This is a genomic window from Streptomyces sp. NPDC037301, from assembly GCF_055602785.1.
In genome coordinates this window covers 1-14003 of sequence record NZ_JBVJWD010000097.1, presented here as the reverse complement: position 1 = coordinate 14003, position 14003 = coordinate 1, and the positions used below count along the sequence as shown (strand labels likewise).

Here is a 14003-nt window from a genome sequence, read left to right as displayed (position 1 = left end):
GAAACAACCTGCCCACCCACGACCACCGACCGAAACCAGCTCACCAAACGATCAAGAGATCATCTTCAGAGCACGTCGGTGGATCGAGGCTTAGTCCCATGCTCGCGGTTCGGTCCGACATGCCCCCGGTGGCATACCCATCCTGGAATCACGGAAAAGCTCAGCGTACGCTCGGTGGTGCCGAACAACCCCGCACCACACTAGGGTAGTTGACCCGAAGCGCGCCGAAGGCGAGAACAGATCAGACGGGGGATACATGGTCGACGGACATGGGGAGGCCGCCAACAGGCTGGCGGTGGCCTGCGCGTATTTGGACGAGATCCGCCGGGATCTGCGCCAGGAGCCGGGCGAGGACCAGGCGCCGGAGCAGGCGCTGGAGCAGGTGCTGGCCGCCGTGCGGGACGGCGTTGACCTCGCCGGCCCGCTGACCGCGCTGCACGCAGTCCTGCAGGCCGCCACCGGTGATCCGCTGGGACTGGACGGTTACGCCGGCACCGGGTCGGGCACCCGCGGCCTACAGCCGGGCGGCATCAGCGGGCCGGGCGAGCGAGTGTATCTGTGCCCGGCCGGGCTGTGCGCGCGTTACTGGTGGCCCCAGGCCACCGCCTCGGTGCCGCACTGCCACATCAGCGACGCCGACCTGCGCAGGGAACGGCTCTAACCCGGTGGGCGGGCTACTCACAGCACTGGGTCAGAAACTCGCCGAGCGGTGGCTGTCCCTGCTGGTCCTGCCCGGCGCCCTCTACCTCGCCGTCGCTGCCGCCGCCCACGCACTCGGCCACGCCCACCCCTTCGACCTGGCCCGCCTGACCGGCCAGATCACCACCTGGGCCAACCACCCCGACACGGACACAGCAGGCGGCCAGGTCGTGCTGCTGGTCGCCGTGCTGGCCAGCGCCGCCGCAGCCGGAATCGCCGCTCAGGTCCTCGGCTCGCTGGCCGAACGGCTCTGGCTGGCCGCCGACTGGCCCACCTGGCCACTCCCCTTCCGCCGACTCGCCGCCTGGCACACCACCCGCCGACACAAGCGCTGGACCACAGCCGCCCGCACCTGGCACGACCTCCGGGACAGCGCCGCAGAGGGTCTGGCCCTCGGCCGACGGGCCGACCCCACCGCCCGGCACTCCGCCGAACGCGCCATGACCCGCATCGCCCCGGAGGAACCCGCCCGCCCCACCTGGAGCGGCGACCGCCTCAACGCCGCCGCCGTCCGCCTGGAGCGCGACCACGGAGTCGACCTGTCCACCGTATGGCCCCATCTGTGGCTGATCCTGCCCGAGGAGACCCGCACCGAGATCACCGCCGCCCGGCAGACGCTCACCCGTGCCACCACCCTGACCGCCTGGGCCCTGCTCTACCTCCCCCTCACCGCCTGGTGGTGGCCTGCCGCCCTCATCACCCTCACCCTCACCATCACCGCCCGTACCCGCACCCACACCGCCACCAACACCTACGCCCTCCTCCTGGAAGCCACCACCCGCATCCACGCCCGCAAGATCGCCGAGCACCTCGGCCTCGACCCCACCGGCCCACTCACCCCCGAGGCCGGCGACACCCTCACCCGCCACTTGACACCCACCCCACCCCCACCGAATAACCGCCCGCCACCGGCCGGGCCGGCCTCGCTCGTGCCCGGGGATCCGGCCTGCCGCCTGATGCACGACCGGAGAAACCCAGCGTTCGCGCCTCCCAGGGCTCACCTGTTTACCGACTCTGAGCTTGACTCTGTCGGGGATCTTGGAGTTTCGCGGTGCAGCAGCCTGGTCAACAGGCATGCTCGTGTCGTTCCGATGACCGCTGTAGCTGCCGAGGTGCCCGTTGTCCCTTCGCCCCCGTTCCGGTGAGCAAATCCCGCCTTTGACCACGAGGGTCGCGCGGGCGAGCAATCCGAAGGGCACGACAGCGATGTGGGTGAGAGACCGGCTGGATGGGCTGTGGTGCGACGAGGACTTCGCCGACTGGTACCCACGGGACGGGCGTCGGGGCCTCTCGCCCGCTCAACTGGCCACCGTCTGCGTGCTGCAGTTCCTGCTCGGTCTGTCGGACCGGCAGGCCGCCGAGGCGGTGCGCTGCCGCATCGACTTCAAGTACGCCATGGCCATGGAGCTGGACGACCCCGGCTTCCACCACAGCGTGCTGGCCGACTTCCGTGACCGTCTCGCCGAGGGCGAGCGTGCCGACCGCCTCCTCGACCTCGCACTGGCCCGTCTCAAAGCCGCCGGTCTGGTGCGCGAGCGCACCACGCAGCGCACCGACTCCACCCATGTCTTGGCCGCGGTGCGTGACCTGACACGGCTGGAACTGATCACCGAGGCGGTGCGGGCCGCGTTGGAGGAAGTCGCCGGCGCTGCCGGGCACCTGCTCGTCGGCCTGGTCGATGAGGAGTGGGGGAAACGCTACGGACGACCGGTCCGCCTGGGCAAGAATCCGACCCGGCCCAAGACCAGGATCCTTGCCACCGGCAACGACGCCGCCCGACTCCTGGAACACCTCTATCGGCACGGGGCAGGCCGGGCATTCGGCCGCCAGGTCCAGGCCCTGCGGCAGATCATGGTCCAGAACTACTACCGCGATGCTGCGGGCCGCCTGCTCTGGCGCACGGAGGAGGACGGCAAACCCGGGCTTCCGCCATCGTCCCGGGCGATCGTCTCTCCCTACGACACCTCGGCCCGCTACGCACGTCACGGACACATCGTCAGCTGGAGAGGGTTCTCGGCCCATCTGACCGAAACCTGTGCTCCGGACGGCCCCAACGTGATCACGGATGTGGCCACTACTGCGGCCACCACGCACGACAGTCAGGTCCTGCCCGGCATCCACACCCGGCTGCGGCGCCGCGGTCTGCTGCCCGCCGAGCACCTGGTCGACAGCGGCTACACCTCCCTGGTCCATCTGGAACAGGCCGCCCGCGAACACCGGGTCACCCTCACCGGACCGATGCCGGGCAACCCCACCCGTCAGCACCGCCGAGGCGAGGGCTTCAGCCGTGACGACTTCCACATCGACTTCGACCGCCGGCAGGTCACCTGCCCCCAGGGCCAGGTCAGTCAGGGCTGGCACGGCCCCTACCCAACGTCCTCACCCACCGCGGCACCCCTGATCGTGGCGCGGTTCACCAAGGGCCAGTGCCGACCCTGCCCAGTCCGCGCCCAGTGCACCACCTCCCGCGAAAGCGCCCGCAACGTCGGCTTCCCACCGCGAGAACTCCGCGACCTGCAGCTCCGCGTCCGTACCGAGCAGCAGACACTCGAGTGGAAGACCCGGTATGCAGTCCGTTCCGGGGTGGAGGGCACCGTCAACGAGTTCGCCCACGGCCACGACATGCGCCGCTGCCGCTACCGAGGCCAGGACAAAACCCACATCCAGCACGTCCTGACCGCCATCGCCGTCAACATCGAGCGACTCAGCGGACTGCCGCCAGCCGGAGAAACACCCCCGCCCCGACAGCCCACCGCCTTCCAGAATTTCCTGGACCAGCACAATATCCACCGGCCGAAGTCCTGGAGAAGCAGCCGTGGTTGACACCACTGATTCCAAGATCCCCGACAGAGTCAAGCTCAGATCTTGTTGTCGTTGACGGGTACGCCGGTGCAGGCGCCGTTGAGCGCGATACCTCTCCTGTGTTCTTGACGAAGGACGACTATGGCACCCCCCATTTAGGCCATCACAGAGTTCGAGCGCCAGAACGACGATGCCGTCCGCCCCGGGGCCCCGGCCACCGATACCGACGCCAAGCAGGCGTCTCCCAGAGACCTCATTGAGCCTGTTGGCACGGTCGTCGACGGACAACTCGATCGGAGCGTGGGTCTCGCGTACGGGCTCACCGGCCTGATGTACCGACATGATCGGCTGCCGTGGTGCTCACTTCAGTCGTGAGGGACGACGGCGACAGGGCAGCGCGCGTGATGAATGGCGGCTTGGGCCACGGGGCCCAGGTGTGGTGCCAGGGCGGGGCGGTGCTTGCGTCGGCCGACAACCAGCAGCCCGGCACCGTGGGCGGCCCGTACGACAGCCTTGGCGGGGCTTTCGAGAGCGATGCTGTCGCCCACCGCCACAAGCGGGAACTTGTCACGCCAGGGGCGGAGGATCTGGTTGAGATGCTTCTGCGCATCCTGAGTGATTTCGTCCGTCACGTCGTGATCCACGCCCCAGGGTGCGTAAGCGACCAGCGGCAGGCTTTGGCCATGGACGGCTCGAAGAGGCACGCCTCGCGCTGCCGCGGTGCCGAAGGCGAATTCGAGCAGGTCGTCACAGGGGCCGTGCAGTTTCAGTGCCACCACCACGCCGCCTTTCACAACTGGAGCGGGTTGCGGCCCTTGTTCGCTCGTTTCGGCGCGTACCAGGACCACCGGCCTGTCGGCCCGTGCCACGACGGGCATGCTGATGTCTCCGAGAAAATAGCTCTCGACGGGCACCAGTCCGCGCGAGCCGAGCACGATCATCTCGGACTCCGATGCCGCTCGCAGCAACGCGTGCTGGGCGTCGTCGGCCACCAGGTTGCCGACAATGGGAAGGCCCGGGTGGCGGGCCTGGAGCTCCGTCCGCGCCTTGTGCACGATCCGCCTCGCCCAGTAGTTCTGATCCATCTCCGCAGGAACGCGGGTCGGTTCCGGCACCAGCAGAGGCCACGCGTGCAGCAGACGCAGCGTGAGCTTGCGCCGCTCGGCTTCGTCGGCGGCCCAACGGGCAGCGGTAAGGCTCTCGGGTGAGCCGTCGAGGCCCACGGTGACGACTGGCTCCATGGCGACTGCCTCCGTCTCGTAAGTCTCAGAGTGGAATAACGGCGAACAAGTCCGCCTGCCCAGCCTTCTGCCGTCCTTGTGCCGTCTGTCTGGGCCCAGACAGACGAGGGTGAAGGGCAATCAATGGTGTGAACATCCGCGCCGGGGCGCCGAGCACGGCTTCTCCTCATACGAGAAGTACCGCAAATCTCCTGGTGTCGCATGCGGACCCCGATGTGGCAGGACTCCCAGGGGCACGGAGTCCGCACAAGGAGAAAGAACGGTGGTCATTCCCCTGGCGATTGGGCATCGACGGGTTGCGGGGACCCTCCCTGAAATGGTGGAACGGGCTGCCAGCAAGACAATCCGGCACAACGAGCCAGTCCTCCTCGCGGGCCTGCTCCGTGCTCGGTCGGCCTTGCCGTGGGCCGGTGCAGACTGCCCTGCTGTTGCGGTGCGCGGTGGGCGGGTTGCGGGGCGAATGTCTCACGTGTCGGTGCGGGAAGTCCGGATGTCGTCGGTCCGGTAGGCGACATGCTCAGCAACGGAGACCACACCGTCAACGCTCCGGCACAGCCGTTCGATGATAGGGATCAGGCTCTTGAACTCGACGGATCCGCCGAGGACGACCTGCCCCTGACGTACTTCGACCGTCACCTCCGAGGGGGCCAGACCCATCGTCCGCTGCAGTACGTCCCGGTTGATTTCCTCGTAGATGGCGTCGTCACGGCGCAGGAATACCCGCAGCAGGTCACTGCGGCTGACGATGCCCAGCAATTTGTCCGTCTCGTCCACGACGGGCAGCCGTTTGACGTTCTGTACCTCCATGAGGCGGGCAGCCTCGACCACGGTCCACTCCGGACGCGCACACACCGCGGGAGCGGACATCAGTTCCTCGGCCCTGGCCCCCTCGGCCTTGGCCCGCTCCCACGCCTCCAGATGCGGAATCGGTGTCCGGCCGGTCGGATCGGCCTGGTCGGAAGACTTGCGCAGCAGGTCGGCCTCGGACACAACACCCAGGGGACGATCCAGTTCATCCACAACGGGTACCGCTGTGACATCGTTCTCCGCCAACAGCTCGACGATCTCTTTGAACGGCAGGTCACGCCGTGCCCGGACGACGTCTCGGGTCATGAGCTCTGCGACCGATCGGTGGTGCATGGGGCTTCTCCTTCGGGGTGTGACGGCCAGTAATGGTCATGTGTCGAGCGGGTCAGGACCTGTCGCCCGCGAGTCGCGCGGGTGAGTCGGCCAGGCTCGCCGGTGAACCAGTGGGCCCGATACAGGCCTGCTCGGCCCCGCGTAATCACCGTTTCTCGTCCCGTGCGGCGACGCGTCACTCGTGGCACGTTGGGTACAGCAACATGATGAGGAAACGGCGGCGATCATGCGAGCTCACCTCGGCGATCAACTTGTTGTCGAAAGCCCGGCCACCGGCGCCAGCAGGCGCGACGGTGAGATTGTCGGACTGCACCATGAGGACGGAACCCCTCCCTACGACGTGCACTGGTCGGACACCGACCAGGTGACGCTCGTGTTCCCCGGGCCCGACGCCCATATCCGTCACCTTGAACACGGGCCCGGTATGTCCCACGCCCCATCCCGGCCGGGCACGAGTGAGGCCGGTGCCGAGTCCGCCAGGGTCCGGCCCGATGGGGCACCCAACCCCGGCGACATCGGCCGGCGCGTGGCCATGGAACGCGAGCGACAAGGGCTCAGCCGCGCAGAAACAGCCCGCCGCGCCAGAATGGCGCCGGACTACCTGGCATACCTCGAACAACGGCCGGCTGACCCGAGTCCGGCAAGTCTCATCAGCCTGGCCGACGCACTCGGCACCACCGTCGCAGCCCTGCGCGGAGGCGGCATCGATCTGCCACCCGGCCAGGGCCAGGCCCTCCTGCACCCCCAACTGCTGGACCTCGGCCCCGACGAATGCCGCGCCCGGCTCTCCACGCACGGCGTAGGACGCATCGCGGTGTCGACACCTGATGGCCCGGCAGTCCTTCCGGTGAACTACGAGGTCATCGATGACATTATTGCCTTCCGGACCGCGCCTGGCTCAGTGCCTGCGATGGCCGGGGGAACAGATGTCGCATTCGAGGTCGACCACGTGGACGAGGCCATGAGCCAGGGCTGGAGCGTGCTTGCCGTAGGCCCTGCGCGGATCGTTACAGAGCCCGACGCGCTGCGGCAGCTCGCCGATCGAGCCCATACCACACCTTGGGCAGGGGGCGAACGCGAGACATGGGTGTCGATCCGGCCCACACACCTCACAGGGCGGCGCATCAGTCCGGCTGATCAGTGACTGACAGCGGACTGACGCGACGCCCGGCGGGCATTTCTCCGGACCGACGCCGCGGTGCACCAGTTCGCCGGCGGTGGCGCGAATCATCGGTTCGGGGCCGCAGATGAACGCCGCCGACGCCCCGGGGCCGAAGCCGGCCCGGTCGAGCAGGGTCGTGACGACGCCGACCTCGCCCTGCCACAGCGGGTCCGCGCGGTCCACGGTGGTCAACACCCGGGCAGCCGGCTGCCAGCCGCGAACGTCCTCGCCGTAGAGCAGCTCGTGGGGCGTGCGCGCTCCGATGAGAACGTTCAGCCGTCCGTAACGCTCGGGGGTGGCGAGCGCGTCGCGTACGAGCGGGCGCAGCGGCGCCAGACCGATACCTCCCGCCACGACGAGCAGGTCGTGCCCAGCTGCGGCGGGGAGTTCCCAGCCGGTGCCGAACGGACCGCGCACTGCGACCGTGTCACCGCGCCGCAGCCCGTGCAGCGCGCCGGAGACCGCTCCGACCGCGCGGACGGTGTGCGTCAGCCGGTGCCCGTCGATCCCGGAGACCGACAACGGGATGTCGCCGACGCCGAAGGCGTACACCATCGCGAACTGCCCAGGAGGGAAGGGCTGCAGGGCCGAGCGGACCGGTTCCAGGACGATCGTGGCGGTGTCGGGCGTCTCGGCCTCGCGTTCCACCACCCGGTACGGAACAGGGACGGTTCCCGGCCGAGCAGTCGATGGTGCGGAAGCCACCATCACGACTCACCGGCGTCGGGGCCGGGTTTGTGGGTGGCCCAATCGGTCGAGGCCAAAATCCTGAGATAAGCGTTTACGTGCGAGAGCGTGACACGGTGGCGGCAACAGGGCGATCCGTGTCTGGACGGAACGCGTGGTCGAGAGTGGTCGACGAGCTGGTGAAACCGATCCGCTCGCCGACCTGCCTCATCGAGCACGCCGTACCGGGTCCGCGCAGCGAACGTTCGGCGCTGACGCTTGACTTCGAGCATGGTCTCCTCCATAACGTCATCCCATGTCGGACAGGAAAGGCTCGGGCGAACCCGGAAGGCTGCCGCGCTCGCTGTACGAGCGGGAGCTGTACCGGCTCCAGACCGAGCTCGTGAAGCTCCAGGAGTGGGTGCGGGCCGAAGGCGCTCGGCTCGTCGTGGTGTTCGAGGGACGTGACGCGGCGGGCAAGGGCAGCACGATCAAGCGCGTCACCGAACACCTCAATCCCCGGTTGGCGCGTATCGTCGCGCTGCCGCGTCCCACCGAGCGCGAGCGCGGCCAGTGGTATTTCCAGCGCTACGTCGAGCACCTTCCAGCCGCGGGGGAAGTGGTCCTGCTCGACCGGAGCTGGTACAACCGCGCGGGCGTCGAACGCGTCATGGGTTTTTGCACCATGGAGGAACACCAGCGGTTCCTTCGCCAGTGCCCGATCTTCGAACGGATGCTGGTGGAGGACGGCATTCTGTTGCGTAAGTACTGGTTCTCGGTGAGTGACGCGGTGCAGGAGGAGCGGTTCCGACGCCGGCTGCGGGATCCCACCCGCCGGTGGAAACTCTCACCGATGGACCTGGAATCGATCACCCGTTGGGAGGCGTACTCCCGGGCGAAGGACGAGATGTTCGTCCATACCGACATCTCCGAGGCTCCGTGGTACGTCGTCGAGAGCGACGACAAGCGCCGGGCCCGGCTCAACATGATCGCCCATCTGCTGTCGACCGTGCCGTATGAGGCAGTTGCTCCGCCGGTGATCGAACTACCTCGACGACCTCCGCCCACGGGATACCAGCGGCCGCCGAGGAACCTTCAGACGTACGTCCCCGACCACGCGTCGCAACTCAGGAAGTGAGGCGAGGGGTCTCGCACGACCGGGCCGCCAGAGGTACGACGGCCACCGGACAGTCGGCGTGGTGGAGCAGGGTATGAGCGACTCGGCCGAGCTGGAGTCCGAGGTGGCCGCGGCGGCGATGCGCTCCGACGACGATCAGGTCCGCGGCGGCCGAGCGCTGGACCAGCACTTTTGCACCCGTTCCCTCAACCGCAGCCGAGTGCAGCCGGACCGTCGGGTAATCGCGTACGGACTCAGCCACCGCTTCGTCGATCAGGGTCGCCGCACGTTCCTTGTGGTACAGGTACTCACTGGCAGTACGCCGGGGGTCGGCACGGTTGTGCGCCGGACAGCGCCAAGCATGTACGGCATCCAGGACGCAGCCCCTTGCCCCGGCCTCACGGAAGGCGAACCGGACCGCCGCCGATCCTCCCTCCGGTTCCCCGACACCCACGAGGATCCGCCCATGCGTGCCTTCGATACCGGCCTTGTCACCGCGCACGACGATGACGGGACAAGGGGCCCGCGCGGCTACGGCGAGGCTGACCGAGCCGAGCAGAAGTCCGGTGAGCCCGCCACGGCCACGCGCCCCGGTGATCAGTGCCTCGGCGTTGTCCCCCTCGTGCAGAAGGGCGATCACCGCGTCCTCGGGCGTCACCTCGACCGAGACGTCGACGTCCGGATGACGGCGGCGGGCACGCTCAGCGGCGGTTTCGCCGATGCTGTGTGCGAGCGCCTGCTCCGAAGGACGGCCGAGGCTGAGCGCCGGCGCGGCGCCCTCGTACTGCTCCCACCTGGACGCGTACACCAGCCGCAGCGGCAGCCCATGAAGGGCCGCCTCGTCGACGGCCCAGTCGACCGCCCGCAGGCTGGTCTCCGATCCGTCCACACCCGAGACCAGGGACAGCTTCATCATTCCCACCGCCTTCCACTCGACCGGGTAAGAAGTACCTGCCCTCACAGTTTCACTGCAGCGGGCCGTTCGTGTGGTCCGCACGCACGACATGCTCTTTGGCAGCGGCAGAAGGACTCGGCGGTGCTGGTTGCCGCCCCGGCGTCTGGCTGGCCCGCAAGACGCAGGAGGCCGATAGTGGAGGGAGGAGTGCAGGGGGTGGTGCGGCGCGAGGGCGCGGGGGCCGGGCGGCAGTCCCGGAAGGGGTGACGCGACGGGGAGGAAGGTGCCGTCGATGTCGAATGCCACGAGCACCGACCTCTACGAGGTCACGATGGCTCAGTCGTATCTGAGCGAGGGCATGACAGGCTCGGCGACGTTCAGTCTGTTCGTGCGCAATCTGCCGCCGGACCGAGGCTTCCTTGTCTGTGCCGGGCTGGATTCGGTCCTCGATTTCCTCTCCGCCTATCGTGTAGACGCAGACGACGTGGACGTCTTCGCCTCTGTGATGGGACGGCGGCCCGAGGATCTGGCACCGCTGCTCGGCCTGGAATTCAGCGGCGAAGTCCGGGCAGTACCCGAAGGGCACGTCGTGCTGGCCGGAGAACCCCTGCTGGAAATCACTGCGCCTCTCCCGCAGGCCCAGCTCGTCGAGACCTACGTACTCAACCAGCTCAACCATCAGACCTCCGTCGCCTCCAAATGCGCCCGGTGCGTCCTGGCCGCCGACGGACACCCGGTCGTGGACTTCTCCCTGCGCCGCACTCATGGCATCGAAGCCGGACACCAGGCCGCCCGGCTGGGTGCCATGGTCGGCTTCGCCGGAACCAGCAACGTGGCGGCGGCTCACTCGGAGGGCCTGACCGCGGTCGGCACGATGGCCCACTCGTACATCGAGGCGTTCGGCGCCGAGGAGGACGCGTTCCGGGCCTTCGCCCGGTCCCATCCGGGCCAGGTGACATTTCTCGTGGACACCTACGACACCGTGACAGGCGTGGCGACAGCAGCGCGTGTACTGCGCGATCTGGGCCTCGGTCCGGGCAGCGCCATCCGGCTGGACAGCGGTGACCTCGGAGCCCTGGCCGTACAGGCGCGGACCATCCTCGATGCTGCCGGCCTCCAGGAGACACGGATCGTGGCGAGCGGTGGTCTCGACGAGTTCGCCGTGGACCGTCTGGTCCGCTCCGAAGCGCCCATCGACACCTACGCGGTCGGCACCCGGATCGGCGTCTGTGCGGATGCCCCCTACCTGGATTCCGCGTACAAGCTGGTCGAGTACGACGGCCGGCCGATGATGAAGCTCTCTTCGGCCAAGGTGACGGCGCCCGGACGTAAGCAGGTGTTCCGAAGGCCGGGATACGCGGATCTGATAGCCCTCGTCGATGAGCAGCCACCGCCGGATGGCATCCCGCTGCTGGAGTCGGTCATGCGGGAGGGGCGACGCGTTTCGGAACGTGCAAAGCTGGACACAGCCCGTCAAAGGTTCATGACCGACCTCGCAGCACTGCCACCCGCGGCCCGCACCATCCGGGCGCCCACCGCGCCAAAAGCGGAACTCTCAGAACGCCTCAGCTCACTCACCTCAGATGTCCGCCGGTATATCGAGAAGAATCTGCTGGGTGGCACTCACGGAGCCGTCTGATCCGATCTCGCGATCGGGCGCAAGGAATGACTCGGCCGACAGAGCCGTCAAGTGCTCCGAGATCGCAGAGCCTGCCCACCAGGGCCGGACGGGACCGCGGCAGGGGCCGGTCGGCCCATGTCCGTGAACCGGCCGTCCGGCGATGCTGAAACCGGAGGCTACAGAGGAGGACACCGATGAGCGCTTCTCCGACTCGCATCACCGCAGCCCTGCCTGCCAAGTACCGTGACCGCCTGATGCAGATCGGACAGGAGGTCAATTTCGCGGAGGGAGTCCGCCTCTTCCGAGAAGGGGACCGCGCAGACCGCTTCTGGATCCTGCGCTCGGGCACCGTCACGCTGGACATCCGCGTACCGGGCAGTTCCCCGGCAGCGATCGAAAGCCTCGGCTCCGGCGAACTGGTCGGCTGGGCCTGGCTGTTCGAGCCCTACGTCTGGCACCTCGGAGCAGAGGCGATGACACCTGTCCGTACCCATGAGTTCGACGCGGCGACCGTACGCATGATGATGGACGCAGATCCCGCCTTCGGTTCGGCCATCGGCCATTGGGTCGGGCAGGTTCTCGCCCACCGGTTGCAGGCCACTCGGATCCGTCTGCTCGATCTCTATGCCCCTCATGGCAGCGGCGGGTTTGTGTGAGCACGCCTCCCTACCGGGCCACCCAACAACTTACGGAGCACCCCGTGGCTGCATCCCGGTACACCGTCAGCGACGTCATGACCCACACGGCCGTGGCCATCGGCCGCGAGGCCTCGTACAAGGAGATCGTCGAGCTGATGCATCAGTGGAAAGTCAGCGCCGTGCCGGTCCTCGAAGGCGAGGGCCGCGTCATCGGGGTCGTCTCCGAGGCGGACCTGCTGCCGAAGGAGGAGTTCCGGCAGGACGACCCGAAGCTGCCCGGCCAACTGGAGGAGGCGTCCAAAGCCGACGCCGTGCTGGCCGAGGAGCTGATGTCGAGTCCAGCCGTCACCGTCCACCCCGACGCCACGCTCGCCGAGGCCGCCCGCATCATGGCGCGCAAGCGAGTGAAACGACTGCCCGTCGTGAACGACATCGGCATGCTGGAGGGCGTCGTGAGCCGCAGCGACCTGCTGAAGGTGTTCCTGCGCCCGGACGAGGAGATCGACGAGGAGATCCGATCCGCTGTTGTCGCCGAACTCTCTCCCCCGGACCGGGTGGAATTCTCTGTGCTGGACGGTGTCGTCACCCTGCAAGGACCCCTTCAGAACTGTGCCCTGGTGCCACTGCTGGCTCGGGCCATTCGCGCGGTCGAAGGCGTCGTGGACGTGCGCATGGAACTTGGCTGAAGTTCCCACCAGGCACGGCAGGCGTCGTCGGTCGTAGTGCACTGTGATGAAGCGGGAGACGTCGGCCCGGGCCGCTTCCGGGCTCGCCCAGAAGGCGGTGCCGATCTCGGATTTGAGGACGGCGAAGAAACTCTCGGCGGCGTCGTAGCACGATCCGTTCCGTCCGGCGCCTTGCCGGAGCCTCAACTTCCCTAACTCACTGCGGAATTCATGACTGCTGCACTCGCTGCCGCGGGCCCCGTGAAAGACGAGCGAGCCAGGCCCAGGATCCGGCACAACCGCTTGACGCCATAGGTGGTCTTCTCCATGCGAAGCTCAGCGGCTGCCTTGCGGAGCCGGTTGCGCTCGTCCCGCTCGACGGTGGCCGGCTCGCCGGGAGCCCCTCACCTCGGTCGATCTTGTCCTGCTTCACCCAGTCCCACAGGCCCTCCGGGCTGACCCCGATCTCCCGGGCGACCTCGGCGTCCCGGACGGCGGTCCCTGGCTTCCCGAAGGAAGGTTTGGCACGGCAAAGAGTGCAGCTACTGAAATCCAGCCGGGCCGTAGCGGTCGGTCTCGCCCCTGGGCGGGGTGCTCCTTGATCAAGCCGACTGTCGCCACGGCCGTGTGGCTTTGTCGAGCAGTCGTGGGTTCTGGCGCACATCGATCTTGAGTCCGGCTTCGCCGGACCCCGGTGACGCGTGCTCCGCACAGCTCACATGATGCGCGCCTCCTGCCGACGAGAGCCAGCGAGATCTTTCACGGAATGTGTGCCAGAACCTGAGTTTGGGAGGCACGTGGGCTCTTGCCAGGGCAGCATCGGAATGGTCTTGGTGAAAGGTGCCGGTCATGCCGCAGATGTCAAAGGTCGAGCTGTATGCGGCGATCCGGCGTGACCATCGCGGCGGCATGTCGATGCGGGACTCTGCGCGGCCATCGTCGACCGCCTCACCTTCAACGGCACCATCATCGAAACCGGCACCGACTCATACGTCTCGCCAGCACCCGAGCCCGAGCCGAAGAGCCTGCCAAAACCGGCTGACCTCTGCCGCTGATTTCGATGGTCCGCCGCCCTCACAGGCGGCGGACCATCCTCGCTCAGCTCGCCAAAGTGCCCTGGTGAAAGCACATGCACCAGCCTGTACCCGTCATACACCACAAGTGACAGCGGTCACGAAAATTTCCCCAGGGACGGCAGTTGCGGATGTGGTTCCTTCAGCGACCATCTCGTTGACCAGGGCGAGTCGGATTCGGGTCTAGACGCAATACCGGTGACTTTGAGGGTGTCGGCTCGTTGTGTTGGGTGTGCCAAGGCCGGGACAGGTGAAGTCGGTGGGGGGCGAGCGGTTTTCGGATC

General features: G+C 67.7%; 11 protein-coding genes and 2 pseudogenes. 9 read left to right on the top strand and 4 right to left on the bottom strand.

Annotation, left to right across the window (positions count from 1 at the left end; all coding sequences use genetic code 11):
• Positions 1-256: 256 nt before the first annotated feature.
• The 3 genes from ACZ7IB_RS47250 to ACZ7IB_RS47240 are packed head-to-tail and all read left to right on the top strand — an operon-like array spanning position 257 to position 3522.
• A complete protein-coding gene (locus ACZ7IB_RS47250; protein WP_470921416.1) occupies positions 257-661 on the top strand; it encodes a hypothetical protein in 405 nt (134 codons plus the stop codon).
• 4 nt (positions 662-665) lie between these two features.
• Complete coding sequence (locus ACZ7IB_RS47245; protein ID WP_470921415.1) at positions 666-1844, top strand: hypothetical protein; 1179 nt, start codon at positions 666-668, stop codon at positions 1842-1844.
• 13 nt (positions 1845-1857) lie between these two features.
• Complete coding sequence (locus ACZ7IB_RS47240) at positions 1858-3522, top strand: IS1182 family transposase (protein WP_470921414.1); 1665 nt, start codon at positions 1858-1860, stop codon at positions 3520-3522.
• Positions 3523-3866: 344 nt separating this feature from the next.
• Here ACZ7IB_RS47240 and ACZ7IB_RS47235 read toward each other — a convergent pair whose 3' ends face one another.
• Together ACZ7IB_RS47235 and ACZ7IB_RS47230 are read right to left on the bottom strand one after the other, a co-directional pair.
• The gene (locus tag ACZ7IB_RS47235; protein ID WP_470921413.1) at positions 3867-4742 is read right to left on the bottom strand and encodes a universal stress protein; all 876 of its coding nucleotides are present in this window, start codon (positions 4740-4742) and stop codon (positions 3867-3869) included.
• A gap of 465 nt (positions 4743-5207) precedes the next feature.
• Positions 5208-5882 carry a CBS domain-containing protein gene (locus ACZ7IB_RS47230; RefSeq protein ID WP_470921412.1) on the bottom strand — a complete coding sequence of 225 codons (675 nt, stop codon included), beginning with the start codon at positions 5880-5882 and terminating at the stop codon, positions 5208-5210.
• Between the two features lie 226 nt (positions 5883-6108).
• Here ACZ7IB_RS47230 and ACZ7IB_RS47225 point away from each other — a divergent pair, with 226 nt between their 5' ends.
• The gene (locus ACZ7IB_RS47225) at positions 6109-7026 is read left to right on the top strand and encodes a pyridoxamine 5'-phosphate oxidase family protein (RefSeq protein WP_470921411.1); all 918 of its coding nucleotides are present in this window, start codon (positions 6109-6111) and stop codon (positions 7024-7026) included.
• A gap of 33 nt (positions 7027-7059) precedes the next feature.
• Here ACZ7IB_RS47225 and ACZ7IB_RS47220 read toward each other — a convergent pair.
• A pseudogene (locus ACZ7IB_RS47220) lies at positions 7060-7752 on the bottom strand (FAD/NAD(P)-binding protein); the annotation flags it as partial.
• 274 nt (positions 7753-8026) lie between these two features.
• Between ACZ7IB_RS47220 and ppk2 the strand changes: the two are divergent.
• Entirely contained in the window at positions 8027-8848 is an 822-nt protein-coding gene (ppk2, locus tag ACZ7IB_RS47215; RefSeq protein ID WP_470921409.1) for a polyphosphate kinase 2, read from the top strand.
• Here ppk2 and ACZ7IB_RS47210 read toward each other — a convergent pair.
• Positions 8838-9743 (bottom strand): universal stress protein, encoded by a 906-nt coding sequence (locus ACZ7IB_RS47210; protein ID WP_470921407.1) that lies wholly within the window; start codon positions 9741-9743, stop codon positions 8838-8840. The genes ppk2 and ACZ7IB_RS47210 overlap by 11 nt on opposite strands.
• Positions 9744-10014: 271 nt before the next feature.
• Here ACZ7IB_RS47210 and ACZ7IB_RS47205 point away from each other — a divergent pair, with 271 nt between their 5' ends.
• From ACZ7IB_RS47205 to ACZ7IB_RS47190, 4 genes and pseudogenes are all read left to right on the top strand, one after another.
• Positions 10015-11361, top strand: coding sequence for a nicotinate phosphoribosyltransferase (locus ACZ7IB_RS47205; protein WP_470921406.1), 1347 nt, complete (start codon positions 10015-10017; stop codon positions 11359-11361).
• A gap of 176 nt (positions 11362-11537) precedes the next feature.
• The gene (locus tag ACZ7IB_RS47200) at positions 11538-11999 is read left to right on the top strand and encodes a cyclic nucleotide-binding domain-containing protein (protein ID WP_470921404.1); all 462 of its coding nucleotides are present in this window, start codon (positions 11538-11540) and stop codon (positions 11997-11999) included.
• 44 nt (positions 12000-12043) lie between these two features.
• The gene (locus tag ACZ7IB_RS47195; protein WP_470921403.1) at positions 12044-12667 is read left to right on the top strand and encodes a CBS domain-containing protein; all 624 of its coding nucleotides are present in this window, start codon (positions 12044-12046) and stop codon (positions 12665-12667) included.
• A gap of 893 nt (positions 12668-13560) precedes the next feature.
• Positions 13561-13688, top strand: a pseudogene (locus ACZ7IB_RS47190) (IS21-like element helper ATPase IstB); the annotation flags it as partial.
• Positions 13689-14003: the final 315 nt, after the last annotated feature.